Annotated in this window: 19 protein-coding genes; 4 read left to right on the top strand and 15 right to left on the bottom strand. The window is 27.3% G+C overall.

Going from position 1 to position 17,545, the window contains the following annotated elements:
- Nucleotides 1-25: 25 nt before the first annotated feature.
- On the top strand, nucleotides 26-460 hold the full coding sequence (locus tag BT997_RS05710) for a hypothetical protein (protein WP_072680491.1): 435 nt from the start codon (nucleotides 26-28) through the stop codon (nucleotides 458-460).
- Between the two features lie 27 nt (nucleotides 461-487).
- Here the strand turns inward: BT997_RS05710 and BT997_RS05705 are convergent, their stop codons facing one another.
- The 6 genes from BT997_RS05705 to BT997_RS05680 all read right to left on the bottom strand — a co-directional run bounded on the left by BT997_RS05705 (nucleotide 488) and on the right by BT997_RS05680 (nucleotide 5,709).
- The gene (locus tag BT997_RS05705) at nucleotides 488-1,726 is read right to left on the bottom strand and encodes a sensor histidine kinase (protein ID WP_072680490.1); all 1,239 of its coding nucleotides are present in this window, start codon (nucleotides 1,724-1,726) and stop codon (nucleotides 488-490) included.
- Nucleotides 1,727-1,942: 216 nt separating this feature from the next.
- Nucleotides 1,943-2,557 carry a LysE/ArgO family amino acid transporter gene (locus BT997_RS05700; RefSeq protein WP_258239431.1) on the bottom strand — a complete coding sequence of 205 codons (615 nt, stop codon included), beginning with the start codon at nucleotides 2,555-2,557 and terminating at the stop codon, nucleotides 1,943-1,945.
- Entirely contained in the window at nucleotides 2,557-3,177 is a 621-nt protein-coding gene (locus BT997_RS05695; RefSeq protein WP_072680489.1) for a MarC family protein, read from the bottom strand. The genes BT997_RS05700 and BT997_RS05695 overlap by 1 nt, the downstream gene beginning before the upstream one ends.
- The gene (locus BT997_RS05690) at nucleotides 3,178-4,146 is read right to left on the bottom strand and encodes an amino acid ABC transporter permease (protein ID WP_072680488.1); all 969 of its coding nucleotides are present in this window, start codon (nucleotides 4,144-4,146) and stop codon (nucleotides 3,178-3,180) included.
- Between the two features lie 3 nt (nucleotides 4,147-4,149).
- Nucleotides 4,150-4,965, bottom strand: a complete 816-nt coding sequence (locus BT997_RS05685) for a transporter substrate-binding domain-containing protein (RefSeq protein WP_072680487.1) — start codon at nucleotides 4,963-4,965, stop codon at nucleotides 4,150-4,152.
- A gap of 15 nt (nucleotides 4,966-4,980) precedes the next feature.
- Nucleotides 4,981-5,709 carry an amino acid ABC transporter ATP-binding protein gene (locus BT997_RS05680; protein WP_072680536.1) on the bottom strand — a complete coding sequence of 243 codons (729 nt, stop codon included), beginning with the start codon at nucleotides 5,707-5,709 and terminating at the stop codon, nucleotides 4,981-4,983.
- A 161-nt stretch (nucleotides 5,710-5,870) separates the two neighbouring features.
- Here BT997_RS05680 and BT997_RS05675 point away from each other — a divergent pair, with 161 nt between their 5' ends.
- Entirely contained in the window at nucleotides 5,871-6,746 is an 876-nt protein-coding gene (locus BT997_RS05675; protein ID WP_072680486.1) for a DMT family transporter, read from the top strand.
- A 78-nt stretch (nucleotides 6,747-6,824) separates the two neighbouring features.
- Nucleotides 6,825-7,937 carry a glycosyltransferase gene (locus BT997_RS05670; protein ID WP_072680485.1) on the top strand — a complete coding sequence of 371 codons (1,113 nt, stop codon included), beginning with the start codon at nucleotides 6,825-6,827 and terminating at the stop codon, nucleotides 7,935-7,937.
- Between the two features lie 28 nt (nucleotides 7,938-7,965).
- Here BT997_RS05670 and BT997_RS05665 read toward each other — a convergent pair whose 3' ends face one another.
- The 9 genes from BT997_RS05665 to BT997_RS05625 all read right to left on the bottom strand — a co-directional run bounded on the left by BT997_RS05665 (nucleotide 7,966) and on the right by BT997_RS05625 (nucleotide 16,464).
- Nucleotides 7,966-8,754 (bottom strand): bifunctional 2-polyprenyl-6-hydroxyphenol methylase/3-demethylubiquinol 3-O-methyltransferase UbiG, encoded by a 789-nt coding sequence (locus tag BT997_RS05665; protein WP_072680484.1) that lies wholly within the window; start codon nucleotides 8,752-8,754, stop codon nucleotides 7,966-7,968.
- A gap of 1 nt (nucleotide 8,755) precedes the next feature.
- Nucleotides 8,756-9,259 (bottom strand): dihydrofolate reductase, encoded by a 504-nt coding sequence (locus BT997_RS05660; RefSeq protein WP_072680483.1) that lies wholly within the window; start codon nucleotides 9,257-9,259, stop codon nucleotides 8,756-8,758.
- 13 nt (nucleotides 9,260-9,272) lie between these two features.
- Nucleotides 9,273-10,136, bottom strand: a complete 864-nt coding sequence (locus tag BT997_RS05655; protein WP_072680482.1) for a thymidylate synthase — start codon at nucleotides 10,134-10,136, stop codon at nucleotides 9,273-9,275.
- Nucleotides 10,133-12,241 carry a DNA helicase RecQ gene (gene recQ, locus BT997_RS05650; protein WP_072680535.1) on the bottom strand — a complete coding sequence of 703 codons (2,109 nt, stop codon included), beginning with the start codon at nucleotides 12,239-12,241 and terminating at the stop codon, nucleotides 10,133-10,135. Before recQ ends, BT997_RS05655 begins: the two co-directional genes overlap by 4 nt.
- Before the next feature lie 38 nt (nucleotides 12,242-12,279).
- Complete coding sequence (locus BT997_RS05645) at nucleotides 12,280-12,804, bottom strand: hypothetical protein (RefSeq protein WP_072680481.1); 525 nt, start codon at nucleotides 12,802-12,804, stop codon at nucleotides 12,280-12,282.
- Nucleotides 12,805-12,883: 79 nt separating this feature from the next.
- Entirely contained in the window at nucleotides 12,884-13,813 is a 930-nt protein-coding gene (locus BT997_RS05640) for a D-2-hydroxyacid dehydrogenase (protein WP_072680480.1), read from the bottom strand.
- 456 nt (nucleotides 13,814-14,269) lie between these two features.
- Entirely contained in the window at nucleotides 14,270-14,842 is a 573-nt protein-coding gene (locus BT997_RS05635) for a TetR/AcrR family transcriptional regulator (RefSeq protein WP_072680479.1), read from the bottom strand.
- An 8-nt stretch (nucleotides 14,843-14,850) separates the two neighbouring features.
- Nucleotides 14,851-15,483 carry a LysE family translocator gene (locus tag BT997_RS05630; RefSeq protein ID WP_072680478.1) on the bottom strand — a complete coding sequence of 211 codons (633 nt, stop codon included), beginning with the start codon at nucleotides 15,481-15,483 and terminating at the stop codon, nucleotides 14,851-14,853.
- Between the two features lie 3 nt (nucleotides 15,484-15,486).
- Nucleotides 15,487-16,464, bottom strand: a complete 978-nt coding sequence (locus tag BT997_RS05625) for a hypothetical protein (RefSeq protein ID WP_072680477.1) — start codon at nucleotides 16,462-16,464, stop codon at nucleotides 15,487-15,489.
- Between the two features lie 177 nt (nucleotides 16,465-16,641).
- On the opposite strand from BT997_RS05625, the gene prpB reads away from it, so the two are divergent.
- Nucleotides 16,642-17,526, top strand: a complete 885-nt coding sequence (gene prpB / locus BT997_RS05620) for a methylisocitrate lyase (protein ID WP_072680476.1) — start codon at nucleotides 16,642-16,644, stop codon at nucleotides 17,524-17,526.
- Nucleotides 17,527-17,545: the final 19 nt, after the last annotated feature.

Below are 17,545 nucleotides of genomic sequence, written 5' to 3'. Positions count from 1 at the left end.
AAAAAATTACTTAAAGGATATCCAAATGTCATATACAATAGTACTTATTATACATTTATTTTGTGCAATAATTTTTATAGGATTTGTTTTTGCAGACGTTATAGTACTTCCTGCTATGAAAAAAGTTTTAAATGAAGAAGAGCATCAAAAAGTTATGAATGCCATATCAAATAGAGCAAGAGCTATATTTCCAGTCTCTGTTCTAATACTTATACTTTCTGGTGGATTTATGTTATCAAAATATGTGAATTCAGACCTAGGGGCTTTTAATACAACATTACAACAATTATTAATGTTAAAAGTAATTATTGCTTTAGTAATTGTAGCAGGTATTTTATATTCGCTTTCTAGAAAACTATTTAAAAAACAACCTCACCCAATAATGAAGCATTTTCATAAATTTGTTTTAGTATGTGGAATAGTAATTATAATTTTAGCAAAATTAATGTTCGTAACATAATCAATAAGTTTAAGACTTATTGATTATTTATATAACATAGTTTGAAGAGATAGGTAATTCAATATAAAACTTAGCCCCATGTTGAGTATTTTTCACATATAAATTACCCTTTAGTTTATTTACAATAATATCATATCCAGAATATAAACCTACTCCAGTTCCCTCAAACTGGTGTTTAGTAGTAAAATATGGATTAAATATTTTATCTAAAATATTTTTCTCAATTCCACCTGCATTATCTTCAATTGTAATCAATATTATATTTTCTTTTTTTATTAACTCATATTTAATCCATCTATTTTCCACTTTATTTATAATAAGCGCATCTTTTGAATTATTTAAAATAGATATTAAAACTTGTAATAAATCTCCAAGTATTAACTTAAAATGAATATCTTTTTCTTCTATAAAACCTTGAATTATTTGTATATTTTCAAGACTAAACGACGATTCGACAAGAGTAATTGCCATTTTTAATCTTTCTTGAATAACAATCTCTTTTTCTCGATGACTCTCTTTTATATAATCTCTAAATTCATCTATAGTATTTGAAAGATATAGTGAATTATCAACAATACTTTGCGTATAATTAGAAAAATCAGGATCTGTTAGCATGTTATGTTCTTTTTTTATTTTCATACCACTTGCAGCAGTTGAAATAACACTTAATGGTTCTCTCCATTGATGAGCAATATTTCCAATCAACTCGCCCATTTGAGCCATTTTTATCTGTTCAAATATTTGTTTTTCTTTTTCTATACTTAGTTTTGTTGCTAATTCTATTTCATCTTTTAAACTATTAGTAAGTACTTCTAACTGTCTTTTTTGTTCTAATAACTTGATATTACTCTCTTTTAATTTTTGTACACTAAGACATGAATTAATACTAATATTCAACTTGCTCTTAAAACTTTCATAAATTGAAGTTATAAAATCTACATCATCTTTAAAATCATATGCAAAAAACATACAACCTTCTTCTAGTTTACAGGCTAAAATATTAATTTTTTCATCATATTTTTCAATAAAAATTTCACTCTTTGCTAATTTTGATTTTATTGAAAATATATCTAATGAAATCTTCTTACCAATAGAAATTATATTTTTATAGATTGTATTTTCTTCTATTATGTAAAATGACCCATGTAAGGCATCTGTTTCCTCAGCAAAAGTTTCTATAACTTCTGTAAGCATGTCACTTATATCTAAACTATTCCCTATAGAATTATGGCACCTATAAGATATAGATAATTTATCTAAAGACATATTGCTCCTATTATACAACTTTTCTTCCATATACAATTAAGTTTTTTTATGATTCAAAATTTAAAATAACTTATTTTCTTTTCTTTAAAGACTTATTCTATGGACTTATTTTAAAGTAAACGCGAATTATAATTTATTTATATTATGTAAGAATTTAATTTATAGAATAGGTAATAAATTTAACATTTTTATTAGAAATAATAAGTATGTATATCTTTATTGAATTAAAGGAATAAGAGAATAAGCAATATAAAGCATTAAAAAACCAATTGATATATCTAATATTTTCCATGTAATAGGTTTTTTAAATAAAGGAATTAAAAATCTTGCACCAAAACCAAGACTAAAAAACCAAAAAAATGATGCTGAGATTGCGCCAAGTAAAAAATAACTTCTATAACTCTCTTCTACATTTGCACCAATACCACCAATTAGAAGTACTGTATCTAAGTAGACATGAGGATTTAAGAATGTAAACATAAATAAAAGTGAAAAAACTTGTTTAATAGGATTAGTCTTTACTTCATCATCAATTTTTAGACTCTCATTTTTTAGAGCAGCTTTAAAAGAAAGAAAAGCATAGACAGTTAAAAAAACTATTCCAAAAATTGCAATACCATTTATAAGTAGCTGATTACCTTTTATAAACAATCCTAAACCTAAAACACCTGCTGTAATAAGTAAAGAATCAGTAATAACACAAAATAAAACTGCTTTTAATACATGCTGCTTAAGTAATCCAAGTTTTAATATATATGCATTCTGTGCGCCTATTGCAACTATTAAAGAAAGTGAAATTAAAAATGCTTTTAAAAAGACATCCAATTCCACTAGATATAACCTTTAGCTAGTGTTACTATTCCTGAGACTATAAATTGAACAGCTATTGCCCCAACAATCAATCCCATAAGCTTTGTAATAATATTTTGACCTGTTAATCCTAAATATTTTTTAATATAAATAGAGTTTTTTAAAATCAAAAAGAAAATTAAAGCATTTATACAAAAAGCAAAAGTTATTGATAAAATATCTAAAAAAGTTTCTGCTTGATGTTTAAAAATGATAATAGTAGTAAAAAGTCCTGTACCAAAAGCAATAGGAATACCTATTGGAATTACAGATAACTCTTCATTATTTTTGCCAATCTGTTTTTGATTTTTTTCAGCAGAACCATTTACCATTGATATTGCCATTAAAATTAATACAATTCCACCCATTACTTTTAAAGAATTTTCATCAATACCAAAAATTTTTAAGATTAAATCCCCAGTTATTAAAACAACGAAAAAAGCAATTATTATAGTTAAGGTAGATTTTCTTGCAACAGTAGTAATTTCTGTTTTTGTAATATTAGTGCTTAATAAAGATAAAGCTAAAGCACTAATACCAATAGGATCCATAATAGCAAAAAAAGTGATTGCTTGCTGAAGGAAAGAAGAGATGAATTCCAATTAACTCATCCCACCTTTTTCTGCCATATTTTTTTCTATTCTATGTCCTATATAACTCAGCGTTGATGTAATAGTTAAGTACACTAAAGCAACGACTATCCAGGTTTCAAAGGGGGAGAAGGTATTAGCTACAATCTCTTTACCAACTTTTGTTAAATCTGTAATAGAAATAACAGAAACTAAAGATGAATCTTTAACTAAGGCAATCATTTCTCCTACAAGTGTAGGTAAAGCTCTCTTAAATGCCTGAGGTAAAATAATATATCTCATAGCTTGAAAGTTTGAAATTCCTAAAGAATTAGCAGCTTCTAGTTGTCCTTTATCTATTGATTGAATAGCTCCTCTTAAAATCTCTGCCATATATGCACCAAAGAAAATTCCTAAGGCTAAAACACCAGCTACAAATCTTTCAAGTTCAAATATATTCGCAACAATAAAATAAAATAAAAATATTTGAACAAGAAGAGGTGTCCCTCTAACAACGGTAATATAAACCGTAGCAATATCTTTTAAAAACTGATAAGAAGATAACTTCATTAATGCAACAAATATACCAATAAAGAATGTTAGTATCGCAGAAAGAAAGGAAATTTTTAACGTTACCCAAAGTCCATTCAATATAGGACCTGTTTTAGTTTCATCTTTAGAGGCAATAAAATCACCCTCATAAACTTCTTCACCTACAGTGTAATCAAATTTGTAACTACTATCTAAATCTAATTTTACTCTCTCATCAATTTTTTGAATATAGTAAATACCATCTTCTTGAATTAATTTACCATCTGTAGGGGCTTCAATACTTGTTGTTTCTGTATACATAAAATAGTCTGGTATAGAATTCCATTTCCAAACATAGTTCATATTTGAAGCAGCTATATATAAAGAATATCCTACTAAAACATAAAACATTAGGGCGATAAAATGCCCTAAGTTTTTATTTTGTGCTAAACTTTGATGTTTCTTGCCCATCTATTATTGAACTCTTTTTAACCAAGAAGTATCTCTTAGCCATTTGTTATTCAATTTTTCATGGAAATCAACAACTTTATCTTCTTTCATTTGTCTTAAGAAGTTGTTTAACCAGTTAAGGAAATCAGGATCACCTTTTCTAATAGCCCATCCTAATGGTTCATAAGTAAGTGGTGTATCTAAATGAATTAATTTATCTTTACCTTTATCAGACATAAATAAAATATTGTATGGTTGGTCATATACAAAGGCATCAGCTTTACCATTTAATACTTCTGCTGCTCCATCTGATTCAGTTTCAAAAGTAACAATTTTTGCTTTTTTGAAGAATTTTCTTGTTGCTACTTCACCAGTAACTCCAAGTTTTGTAACTACAGTATATTCAGGTTTATCTAAATCTTTTGCTGATTTAATTTTTCCTTCTAAACCTTTTCTCATCATAATTGTTTGTCCAACAACTACATAAGGGTTAGCAAAATTAATTTTTAAATTTCTTTGTTGTGTAATTGTCATACCAGACATAATAATATCACATTTTCCAGTTACTAATGCAGCAATAATACCATCCCATGCAGTTGGAAGTAATTTTAATTTTACACCCATTTCTTTAGCCATTTTTTTAGCCATATCTACATCATAACCTATAATTCTACCTTTTTTATCTTTCATCTCAAAAGGCATATATCCAGGTTCCATACAAACCTCTAATTGACCCTTTTGTAATACTTTATTTAAAGTAGACTTTTTCCATAAATTTATGTCATCTGCAAACATATTTAATGTTGCAAAAACCATTAGTGCTAAAACTATTCTTTTCACATTTTCTCCTTGTATTTAGTGTGTTAGTATTTCTTTTAAAAATTTCTTTGCTCTATCGCTTCTTGGATTATCAAAAAATTCTTCAGGTGAGTTTTCTTCAACTATTACACCTTCATCCATAAAAACGATTCTATCTCCTACTTCTTTTGCGAATCCCATTTCGTGGGTAACACATACAATAGTAAAATTCTCTTTTGCTAAATCTTTCATAACAGAAAGAACATCACCAATTGTTTCTGGGTCAAGAGCGGAAGTTGGTTCATCAAAAAGCATTACTTTTGGTTTCATTGCAAGACTTCTTGCTATTGCTACTCTTTGTTTTTGTCCACCTGATAAATCACCAGGGTATGAGTCTGCTTTATCTGCAAGTTTTACTTTTTCTAATAACTCCATAGCAACTTTTTTTGATTCACTTTTTTTAACATTTTTAACTAAACCAGGAGCTAAAGTAATATTTTCTAAGATTGTTAAATGAGGGAAAAGATTAAAATGTTGGAAAACCATTCCAACTTCACCTCTAATAGATTGTAAGTTTTTTTTACTAGCATGGATATTAATTTCATCAACAATAATTTGCCCATCATCAATATCTTCTAAACCATTAATACATCTAATTAGTGTTGATTTACCAGAACCTGATGGTCCACATACTACAACTATCTCACCTTTTTTCACATAAAAATTTATATTCTTAAGAACGTGAAAGTCATCGTAGAATTTATTGATTTTATCCATATTAATAATATTGCTGCTCATCATCTCTCTTTTATTAGTCTAAGGTAATTATAATATAATAAAAAAATTTAAAGCTAGATATAAATGTATAACAATTGTACAATTTTCTTGAAATTTTTAAACTTTAATTAACATTTTTATATAATTCGCATCTTATTAAAAGGATAGAATTGAATAAAAAAAAATTACTTGAATTAAGAGCTGACTTTTTACTTTTAACAGTTGCAATAGCTTGGGGTGTAACCTTTTTAATGGTTCAAGACGCAATCAAAACAGTTCCGGTTTATGCTTTTCTTTTTTGGCGTTTTGCAATTGCAACAATTCTAATGGCAATTATTTCTTATAAATATTTTGATGAATTAAATAAACAATCTATCATTTATGGAATTATTCTAGGTGTTTTCCTTTTTTCAGGCTTTGCAACTCAGACCTTTGGCTTATCCTACACAAAAAGTTCTATTATAGCTTTCTTGACTGGATTAAATGTAATTATTGTTCCTTTTTTAGCTTTTGTAATATTTAAACAACATGTAAGGCGTATGGTTTTTGTAGGTTCACTTTTAGCTGTAGTGGGTTTATATCTGCTTACAATGAGTGGAAAACTAACAATTGGTTTAGGAGAGACTCTAGGACTTATTTGTGCCGCATTTTTTGCACTTCAAATTATGTTTACAGATATATATTCAAAAAAAGTAAATGTATTTATATTAGTACTTTTTCAGTTTTTAACAGTGACTATTCTTTCTTTAGTATTTTCATTAAGTCTAGATGATGTTACTTTCAAATTAGATTTTGATTATATTTTTCTAAAAGCTGTGATTGTTACTTCAATTTTTGCAACAGTATATGCTTTTTTAATCCAAACTTATATGCAACAATTCACTACGCCAACAAAAACTGCAATTATATTTGCAATGGAACCAGTAAGTGCTGGTATTTTTGGTTATTTTATAGGAAATGAAATTCTTACACCTGTTCAAATTTATGGAGCAGTCTTAATTCTCTTCGCAGTGTTACTAGCTGAAATAAAATTTAAAAAAGAGTAATCTTTTTTACTAAATGCTTTGCTTTTGCAACTATAAGTATATATAATTTGATTATATTATAAATGAAGGACATAATCGATGAAAAAATTTTTATATATCACTGACCAAAATGAATATACAGATCATAGTTTTATAGGCCCACTTTTTGAAAAATATTTAAAAGAATATTTTGAAGTAGACATTGTTTATTTTAGTGAATTTAAAGCTGAGTTTGAAAAAAAAGATGAACATAGATTTATTCTACCTGTAGCTGATAAAAATAAGGCGATTCAAGAATTGGATAGAACTGGTATTGATATTTCTTCATATTCATATGTTGTAGTAAGAAATAGTGGTGATATATTAAAACATGTTATCTCTATGAGTGGTATGTATGATTATAAAGTTGGTTATAGATTATCATTTCCAAAAAGACGTGCTCAAATGCAAGTAGACCAAGCAAATAACAAAGCAAGTTTTTTAAAACATTTAAATAACACTTTAACAACTTACTCAGAAACTAAGCTTATCAACCAATGTGATATTTTTATGCCAACATCACAACAAATGCATGATGAATACTTTGAAGGAGTTACAACTAAAACTTTTATTTGTCCTCCAGCAATTGATCCAGATACTTTACATGATAATATTCAGCATGAAGGTGAAGAAAAAAGATTCTTCTATGCAGGAACTTTAGATAAATTAAGAGAATTTGAAACAGTATTAGAAGCATTTAACAATGTAAAAAAAGGTAATTGGAAATTAACTATATCTACAAAAGATCCTGAGTATGCACAAGAAGTTGTAAACTCATATAGTAGCTTAGGAGATAGTGTTGAAATCCATAATGCAAAAAATAAATCTGAACTATTAGAGTTAATTGCAAATGCAGATATTGGTGTTTCAATCTTACCAGAAATTCCATTATTTAACACATCAACACCTGTTAAAATTATAGATTACTATTCGTCTGCTGTACCTTGTATTATGACTAATAATGCAAATAACAATACACTATTTACTGATGATTTTGATGCATGGTTTTGTACATTTGACAAAGCATCAATACAAGCTAAAATTGAATACATAATTAGTCTTTCAAAAGACGATGTTGCTAAAGTAGGTGTTAAAGGTCAAGATAGATTATTAGAAATTAGAAACTATAAAATCATTGCTGGGAAATTAGCAGAGACTTTAAATTTATTATAAAAATAAAAAGGGCTTAACCCTTTTTATTTTATTTCTCCCAAGATATAACAGCCCATTTTACATAATCAATAGACTCTTCTTTATCTTTTATTTTTTCATTGTAGTAAGTTATTAATCGTTCTTTTTCAATATCTGAAATATCTCCAATACTCCAAGAAACAGATTTTATAAAATCTTCTTGTGAAGTATAAACTGTACTTCGTCCTTCGCTTCTAACAAAGTTTACAGAAGCATTTATTTTCATAGAGTATAGAATATTTATCAAATAAATATAATCTGGTTTTTTTATAATTTCTCTTTTCATTGCATTTAAAATATCATTAGAAAGAAAAGAACCACCTACTTTATAAGATAAATAGACTCTTTTTTTAGCTTGTGAGTCTAATTTACTCAAAGCCTCTTTCATATCTACAACTTCCATTGACCTTGAAGCAATAACAATATCACATTTAGGAACTTCTTCCCAAGAGTCATACCATGATTTGTTTATTGTTTTTATATTTGTAAGATTTTGTTCATTTGCATTTTCTTTTAAAATATCAAGCATACCAGATGAATAATCCAAAGAGTTCACTTCTTTTAATTTTGTAGCTAATTTTAAAGATAAATTCCCAACACCACAACCTACATCAAGTAAGCTTTCACAATCATTTGTATTTACTAAAGCTAATAATTCGTCGTTATAAATAGAATTATGAACTTTTTTATTCATTGAAGGTGCTTTTTTATCCCAAGCATCTTGGGACTTCATTTTAAAAGTAGAATCTTGTTTTTGTTTTACATATAGTTCATTAAAATCTATATCATCAAATTTCATATTAATCTTTTTTCACCCATACTTTAAATTTCCAAGCAGGACTTACTACCTCATCATTTGAGATAACTGCTGCATAATCTTTTTGCTGTGCTAAATCCCAAGTAGAAAAATCAATCTCTTTTAGATATGCATCAGCTTCACCTTCATAATCCACTTCACTTAAATACATTTTATCAACATAAGGAAATAGTGTTTCATATATATTTGCTCCACCAATTATAAATAACTCTTCTTCCGCATTTTGTCTTGCAAAATTAAAAGCTTCTTGAACATCACTGAAAGTATGAACACCTTCATGTTCAAAATCACCTCTTGTTAAAACTAAAGAAGTTCTATTTGGAAGTGGTTTTCCAATAGATTCAAATGTTTTTCTTCCCATTAAAATATGATGACCAGAAGTTATTGTTTTAAAGTTTTTAAAGTCCTCAGATATATGCCATAACATTTGGTTGTTTAAACCTATTTCCCAATTTTTTCCGTATGCTACTATCATTGATATTGTCATTTTTTTGCCTTTTCTACACTGCCATTTTAGCTTTTATTGATTCATGTGATTTATATCCAACTAATTCAAAATCTTCCATTTTAAAATCTTCTATATTTTTAATATTTGGATTAATTTTCATTGTAGGTTTCTCATATGGCTCACGTGTAAGTTGTAAATTAACTTGTTCATAATGATTTGAGTAAATATGTGCATCACCAAATGTATGTACAAAATCCCCTACTTCTAAATCACAAACTTGTGCAATCATCATAGTAAGTAATGCATAGGAAGCTATATTAAAAGGAACTCCTAGAAATACATCTGCACTTCTTTGATATAGTTGACAAGAAAGTTTTCCATCTGCTACATAAAATTGGAAAAAGGTATGACAAGGTGGTAAAGCCATCTTTTCTAACTCTCCTACATTCCAAGCAGATAGAATCATTCTTCTTGAATCAGGATTTGTTTTGATTTGCTTGATAAGTTCTGATAACTGGTCAATTGCTTTTCCATCAGTACCTTTCCAAGATCTCCATTGAGCTCCATATACAGGTCCTAATTCTTTTATAGTATCTGTATTTGTATATCCTAAATCTTTTCCTTGAGCATCAGCATTTGCAGTCCATACAGTATTTTTACCTATTAAGTTTTCTGCTTTATCACCATAATTGATTTCAGCAAGTCTTCTCTCGTCTGTACTACCTTCAATAAACCACAATAGCTCAGAAATAATAGCCTTTAAAAAAGTTTTTTTAGTAGTTACTAAAGGAAAGCCTTCACTTAAATCAAATCTCATTTGATATCCAAAAACTGAAGTTGTACCAGTTCCTGTTCTATCTTCTTTTTTAACACCTTTTGTTAAAATATACTCTAATAAATCTAAATACTGTTTCAATTACTTTCCTTCTTCATATACTCATATAAGTACAAGTATTGTCTTAATTCTTTTAGGCTTTCATACTCTAAACCTTGTTCTATCCATTGTTTTATTTCATAGGGTATTTTTAAAGGTTCTAAAAGCTCTTCTTTTTTATTTTTTGAAATTTTATTATATTCAAATAAAAGTGAGATATGGCTAAGAATGGATGTAATACCTAAATCACGTATCTGAGCTATTTCTTCTAAAGATTTTTCATTTTCAATTAATTCAAAAGTATCTAAATATGTCTTTGTTAATTTCTTCAAAGGAACTCTCTCTTCAATTTTCTCTTTATGTTCTTCTTTTATACTTTTACATAATTCTAAAAAATCATTTCCATATTTCTCAAACCTAACTTTTCCTACACCATTTATCTCTAAAAAATCTTCTTTAGAAGTTGGAAGTTTAGAAGATACTTCTTTTAAAGTTTTATCTCCAAATATTACATAGGCTGGAACTTCATGTTCAAGTGCTATTTTTCTTCTTAAAGTTTTAAACTCTTCAAAGAGTTTTTCATCAAAAGTTAATTCAACTTCTTCTTGTTCTTGTTTTACTAAAAGACCTAACTTATCACTATCTATTAAAACTTTTGTATCTCCTTTTAAAATATTCATACCAAAAGAAGAGATTTTTAAAGCTCTAAACTCTCCAAGAGTAAGAGCTTCGTCATCAATTAATTTATCACAAATTGCAACCCACTCATTTTTACTCTTTTCATATCCTATATTATAAACACTTAACTTATCATGACCAAAGTCTAAAAGCTTCTGATTTTTTGAACCTCTTAAAACATCCACTATATGATTTATTCCAAATCTTTGTTCAGTACGATAAATAGCAGATAAAAGTTTTTGAGCATCAACACTCACATCAACTTGTGCAACCTCACCTTTTGTACAATTATCACAAATAGTTTGACACTCATCAATCTCATCTTCAAAATATGAAGCAATAATTTTATGCCTACAATTATTTGAAACACAATATCTATACATAAACTCTAGTTTATCAAGACCTGTTTGTTTATATGCATTGTCAATTGCTTCTTCAATTTGGATTTTTCTTTTCACCTCATCAGCTTTTGAATACAGTAAATAAGTATAAGACATCTCACCATCACGTCCTGCTCTTCCTATTTCTTGATAATAGTTTTCTAAAGTTTTAGGTAAAGAAGTGTGTATTACAAATCTAATATTTGATTTATCAATCCCCATACCAAAGGCAATAGTTGCAACAACTATATCAATCTTTTCATATACAAAATCATCAAATACTTCATTTTTAATCTGGGTACTTAATCCTGCATGATAAGCTTTTGCACTATAGTTTTCATCTTGTAAAAACTTTGCAATTGATTCGGCTTCTTTTCTCGTAAAAGTATAAATAATCCCACAAAGACCTTTATGTGATTTTAAAAAATTTAATATCTGTTTCTTACCATTTGAAATTCTAGGTTCTACTTTTATATCAAGATTATCTCTTTTTGTTTTTGCTCTAAAATGTTTTGGATTTTCTAATCTTAAAGATGAAGAAATATCAGCTTCAACTTTTTTTGTAGCAGTTGCTGTAAATGCTGCAATAGTAGTATTAGGAAAAAATTGTTTTAATCTATCTAAGTTCCTATATTCAGCTCTAAACTCATGTCCCCAAGCAGATACACAATGTGCTTCATCTATTACAAAATAGTTTATATCAACTCTTTGTAAAACTCCTACAAAATCATTGGAAGTAAATCTTTCAGGAGCAACATATATAAATTTTAATTCTTTATTTAATAAAGCCTGTAAAGTTCTGTTATTTTCATCATTTGATTGTAAAGAACTTATCATAGAAGCTTTAATATCTAAATCATTTAAAGCTTTTATTTGATCTTGCATAAGTGCAATTAAAGGTGAGATTACAACAGTAACCCCCTCAAGTAGTAAGGCTGGAAGTTGATAACAAAGTGATTTTCCACCACCAGTTGGTAATATCGTTAACACATCTTGTTTATTTAAAATTGAATCAACTACTTCTTCTTGAAAACTTCTAAAGTCTTCATGTCCAAATATATCTTTTAGGATTGTTTTTTTATTGTTCATTGGGGATTTTAACATAGATTGAATTAATAAAAATTATATTATAGAATCAATGATAGGACAAAAAGAATAAAAGGTAAAGCAATAAGCAAAAAGACTACAATATGGAAAACATTCATATCAGGAGTACTATCCTTAACTTTTTTTAGAAAAGGTTCTTTTTTTACTTTGTTCTTTTCTATGTCATTAAAAACAATTTCTTTAATAAGAGAATGATCATTTATAATTTCGCAATCTTTTAACACCGTAGTTAGTTTATTATTATACATATATAACAATAATAAATGTAATATTAATCCAATTATAAAATAAATAAGAAACTCATTTATCTCTTTAAAGTAATAACTGTGTATAAATCCACCAAGAGGTATCCCTACAAATATATATGAAAGAAAAAAGCTTACCTTTTTTTGAAAAAAATATCGATACCCTTCTAAATCTTGTAATCTTTTTTTCTTCAAATTGTCATTTATTATATAAGCAGTATCTTTTCTTAAATAAATAGTATTATGATCTTTATCTTTTTGAAAAATATCATTAGCTGTAAAATCATCATAATTCGACATTTCTTTCCTTTTAAATATAAATAATTATATTATAATATATATATAAATTTATATCATTTATAAAAAATAAATTCTTCATTTATTTAGCAATAAAATCTCTTATATTTTGAGCAACCAAATTTATAAGTCTAGTCCTAGCTTCAATTGAAGCCCATCCAATATGTGGTGTTAAAACTAATTGCTCTTTATTTTTTACTTTTAATAATGGATTTGATTCTTCTATTGGTTCTTTTTCAACTACATCAATTCCTGCATAAATTTCTTTTTCATCAATAATTTTTGCTAAATCTTCTTCATTGATAATCCCACCACGACCAAGGTTTAATAAAATTGCTCCATCTTTCATTTTATTCATATTTTCATAATTTAATAAATTTTGTGTATTTTCATTTAATGGGCAGTGTATACTTATAATATCACTAGTACTTAACAACTCATCAAGTTCAACTCTTTTATAAGATGAATTATTGTTTTTTCCACTTGTAGAATAATATACTACTTCACAATCAAAAGCATCTGCTTTTTTTGCAAAGTTTGAACCTATATCACCAAGTCCAATTACTCCAACTCTTTTACCATCAAGTTCATAAAAAGGTTTATCTATATGCGTAAAGATTGCTGACTTTTGCCAGTTGCCTTCATCTACATAGTTTTTATAATAATTTAGTTTTTCTACAAAATGAAAAATCATCGCAAAAGATAGTTGAGCAACACTTGAACTAGAATAACCAGCTACATTTTTAACTTTAATATTCTTTTCTTTTGCAGCTTCTAAATCTACATTATTCATACCTGTTGCAGTTATACAAATAAGTTTTAAATTTGAATCTTCCATAACTTCTCTTGAAATTACAACTTTATTTGTAATTACAATGTCTGCATCTTTTACTCTATTTTTAGTTTGATTTTCAAATGTAACATCATAAGAAGTTACATCTCCTAGTTTATTAAAAATATCAACATCAATATCAAATCCTAATGTTGCTCTGTCTAAAATTACTATTTTCATCTTTTACCTTTATTTTATAACTTATTATTTGCTTATCAAAATGATAACATTAAAAACAATGAAATTAAAGTAATATATAGAAAAAAACAAGCATGTATCTATTTATACTAAGAAGTGGGTATTACAAATTTATTATGTGAGCGAATATTAAGTATCTGGTTCTATATTGAATAGCTTTACATCTAGCTTTTTTACTTAGCAAAGTATAAAAGCTATTAAACTTTTTATATTTTAATCAATCTTAAGAATAAAATATTGAACCAGGAGTATACATCATAACTACTAATGTTGCCATAGAAAAACCAAAAACAACTATTCCAATAATTTTTTTCATTTTGTATCCTTTAAAATTTTTGACTAATCAGTCAACTTTTTGAGACGAAAGAAGATCTTGACTAATCAGTCAAAAGTATTATAACAATTTTTGACTAATTAGTCAAGGGTTTTTGAAAAAATTTAATTTTTTACTTTAATTTGTTGAAAATAGAACTCTAATTGTTCCATACAACTAACAAATACAATACCATCTTGAGATTTTTTAGCAGTTGATAAACACCCTTCAATAGAGGCTACAACATATATTGATAAAGCCTTTACATCTGGATGATTTATTTCTTTATTCTCTTTTGCTTTTTCTAAAACTTTTTCTATAATTTGTTCAAAATGTATATAAACCTTTTCTAAAGCTTCTTTAAAATCCTTATCATGATGTGAAAGTTCTTGAACTAGTGAGTTTAATCTACATCCTAAAGTGAAATTAAAACTATCATGGTTTTTTAAAACTTTAAACATAGAATCTATATAGCTTCCTTTAGTATCTAATATAGCACTATACTTTTTATCAATATACCCATAAACATGTGCATCAATTACTGCTAATACTAATTCTTTTTTTGATTTAAAATAATGATACATAGAACCTTTATTCATTTTTGCTTTTTTTAGTATTTTATCAACAGATGTTGAGTAATATCCATTTTCATATATTTCTTCAAATGTTACTGCTAATAACTTTTCTTTTGTTGTCATTATTTTCCTTATTTACTTAAAGCAACTTTTATCCCAAGAGTAATTAATACTACTCCAACTACCCTATCAAACCATTTTCCAAATGAGTTAAAAAACTCTCTAACTTTTCTTTGACTTAATATCAATGATGTTCCTATAAACCAAAACATAGTAGCAAAAATACAAAACAATCCATAAAGTGATTGAATATAAATAGGAGTATCAATACTAACAACAACTGTAAACATAGATAAAAAGAAAAGTGTTGCTTTAGGATTTAGAGCATTACATAAAAAACCTATCATAAAAGATTTAGTATCACTTATTTCATTTTTAATCAAAAAGCTATCAGTTTGTAACTGCATTCCTTTAGATCTTAAACTTTTATAACCTATATATATTAGGTACATAGCACCTAAATATTTGATTATATTAAATAAGACAATAGACTTAGAAATAACAAGTCCTATTCCAAGTATTGTATAAATAACATGAACAGAAATTCCTAAGCCTATTCCTATACTTGAAACTATTGATGCTCTTTTCCCATATGTAATACTCTGTTTTAAAATCATTGCAAAATCAGGGCCAGGAGCAAGAAGGGCTAAAAAAAGTGCAGAAGCTAAAATCAAAAATTCATTTATATATAATGTATAATCCATACACTAGTTCCTTTTCTGTCCAGGTTTTGGTTGAGAAACTTCTTTTTGTAAATCTATACTTAGGTTATGATAGAAAAGTTCTCCATAATCTGTAGTTCGATTTATTGTTTCATATGTTTGAAGTATACTATTGTTATACATAACAGCATCTTGTAAAATTTTTATAATTTTTACTGATTCTAAAAAATTTACATGTGATGGAGCTTCAACTGGAGAAGAGTAGTATTTATGCATTCTCTCAACTAAATTTTTATTTCTTATTTCAATAAACACCGATTCTATTGGAGATTTAAAAAATAAGATCTTCTGCTTAACATTAATAGATATGTATGTCGTTTCCATTCCATAAATTTTCCTTGAAAATGAATCAAACAAAAATAACTTTTTATTATAGTTGTTATTAAACAATTCATATATCAATTCTAAAATTTTTATTTTCTCTTCTTTTGTATAAAAGTTACCAATTGTTGCAAAACAGAAAGATAATACAGATTTTATAGAATACCACTCCGTTGTATCATAATCGTATCTAAGCATTTGCTCAATTCTTGCTTGTTTTAACTCTTCAATATCTGAGGAAGTTTTTGTTCTATAGACTCTTTTTACCGCTGTATCTCTATACATTGGACCAGGAAATTGTGCTTGAATTACAAATCTTCTATTTTTTTCAAGTTCCATAATATATTTTAAACGTCCATAATAATCTTCATCAATAATACGAACTTCTTTTTGAGGAATTTGAGTAATTGATTTTATAAACTCTTCCCCGCTACAGCCATCTTCCCAAATAAAATCAGGATATCTAAAGATATTACAAATTTTATCTTTTACATCATCATTTGGTTCGATATCAGATATATTATCTATCCATGATGTCACTGTTCTTCTATCTTTTTGTATTAATGATGCAAATTTTGATATACTTAAATTAGATCTTTTAAAGATTTCTATAAACTTCTCTATACCATTTTTATATGTCATGTATCTGCCTTAACTAATATTTTCAAAAGAATTGTACCATTTTAATACATAAGAACAAATATTGTACATATTAAACCAAAGATAGAAAAAGTTGTATTTTCTAAAACAAAAACTATACAATACAACTATATCAAACTCATGTATAATAAAAACCACTAAAAAATACGAAGGATATATATGAGCGCAGGTAAAAAATTTAGAGAAGCATTAGCTGAAGAAACTCCTTTACAAATTGTAGGAACAATTAATGCTTATCAAGCATTACAAGCTACAAAAGTTGGATATAAAGCAATCTACCTATCAGGTGGAGGAATTGCAAATGCATCATATGGTTTACCAGATTTAGGTATGACTATGATTGAAGATGTATGTATTGATATTAGAAGAGTTACTTCTATTTGTGATACACCGCTAATCGTAGATGCTGATACAGGTTGGGGACATGCGTTTAATGTTGCTAGAACTGTTAAAGAATTTATTAGATCTGGAGCAGCTGGATTACATATTGAAGATCAAGTTGCTGCTAAAAGATGTGGGCACAGACCAAATAAAGAGTTAGTATCTACAGAAGAAATGTGTGACAGAATTAGAGCTGCAGTTGATGCTAAAAATCAATTAGACCCTGATTTCTATATCATTGCTAGAACTGATGCACATGCATCTGAAGGTCAAGAAGCTGCAGTTGCAAGAGCACTTGCATATGTTGAAGCTGGAGCTGATGCAATTTTTGCTGAAGCAGTTCATACATTAAAAGAGTATAAAGAATTTACTGACCAAATGAGTGTTCCAGTATTAGCAAATATTACTGAGTTCGGTGCAACTCCAATGTTTACAACTGAAGAATTAGGTCAAGTTGGAATTGAAATGGTTCTTTATCCATTATCAGCATTTAGAGCAATGAACAAAGCTGCTTTAACTGTATACCAAGACTTAAGAGAAAAAGGTACACAAGAAGGTACTTTAGAATTAATGCAAACAAGAATGGAACTTTACGATATGTTAGGTTACCACGATTATGAGCAAAAAATGGATTCTCTGTTTGCACAGGGAAAATCAAAATAAACAAAACTGTAAAATAAAA

Origin of the sequence: Arcobacter sp. LA11 (assembly GCF_001895145.1) — a bacterium.
GTDB lineage: Bacteria > Campylobacterota > Campylobacteria > Campylobacterales > Arcobacteraceae > Halarcobacter.
This window is presented reverse-complemented; position numbering and strand designations above follow the sequence as displayed.

Bases quoted from the DNA above. Each gene is read 5' to 3' on its own strand.
- BT997_RS05710 (WP_072680491.1), top strand. From the start codon at position 26: ATGTCATATACAATAGTACTTATTATACATTTATTTTGTGCAATAATT.
- BT997_RS05705 (WP_072680490.1), bottom strand. From the start codon at position 1,726: ATGTCTTTAGATAAATTATCTATATCTTATAGGTGCCATAATTCTATA.
- BT997_RS05690 (WP_072680488.1), bottom strand. From the start codon at position 4,146: ATGGGCAAGAAACATCAAAGTTTAGCACAAAATAAAAACTTAGGGCAT.
- BT997_RS05670 (WP_072680485.1), top strand. From the start codon at position 6,825: ATGAAAAAATTTTTATATATCACTGACCAAAATGAATATACAGATCAT.
- BT997_RS05665 (WP_072680484.1), bottom strand. From the start codon at position 8,754: ATGAAATTTGATGATATAGATTTTAATGAACTATATGTAAAACAAAAA.
- BT997_RS05660 (WP_072680483.1), bottom strand. From the start codon at position 9,259: ATGACAATATCAATGATAGTAGCATACGGAAAAAATTGGGAAATAGGT.
- recQ (WP_072680535.1), bottom strand. From the start codon at position 12,241: ATGAACAATAAAAAAACAATCCTAAAAGATATATTTGGACATGAAGAC.
- BT997_RS05645 (WP_072680481.1), bottom strand. From the start codon at position 12,804: ATGTCGAATTATGATGATTTTACAGCTAATGATATTTTTCAAAAAGAT.
- BT997_RS05640 (WP_072680480.1), bottom strand. From the start codon at position 13,813: ATGAAAATAGTAATTTTAGACAGAGCAACATTAGGATTTGATATTGAT.
- BT997_RS05635 (WP_072680479.1), bottom strand. From the start codon at position 14,842: ATGACAACAAAAGAAAAGTTATTAGCAGTAACATTTGAAGAAATATAT.
- BT997_RS05630 (WP_072680478.1), bottom strand. From the start codon at position 15,483: ATGGATTATACATTATATATAAATGAATTTTTGATTTTAGCTTCTGCA.
- BT997_RS05625 (WP_072680477.1), bottom strand. From the start codon at position 16,464: ATGACATATAAAAATGGTATAGAGAAGTTTATAGAAATCTTTAAAAGA.
- prpB (WP_072680476.1), top strand. From the start codon at position 16,642: ATGAGCGCAGGTAAAAAATTTAGAGAAGCATTAGCTGAAGAAACTCCT.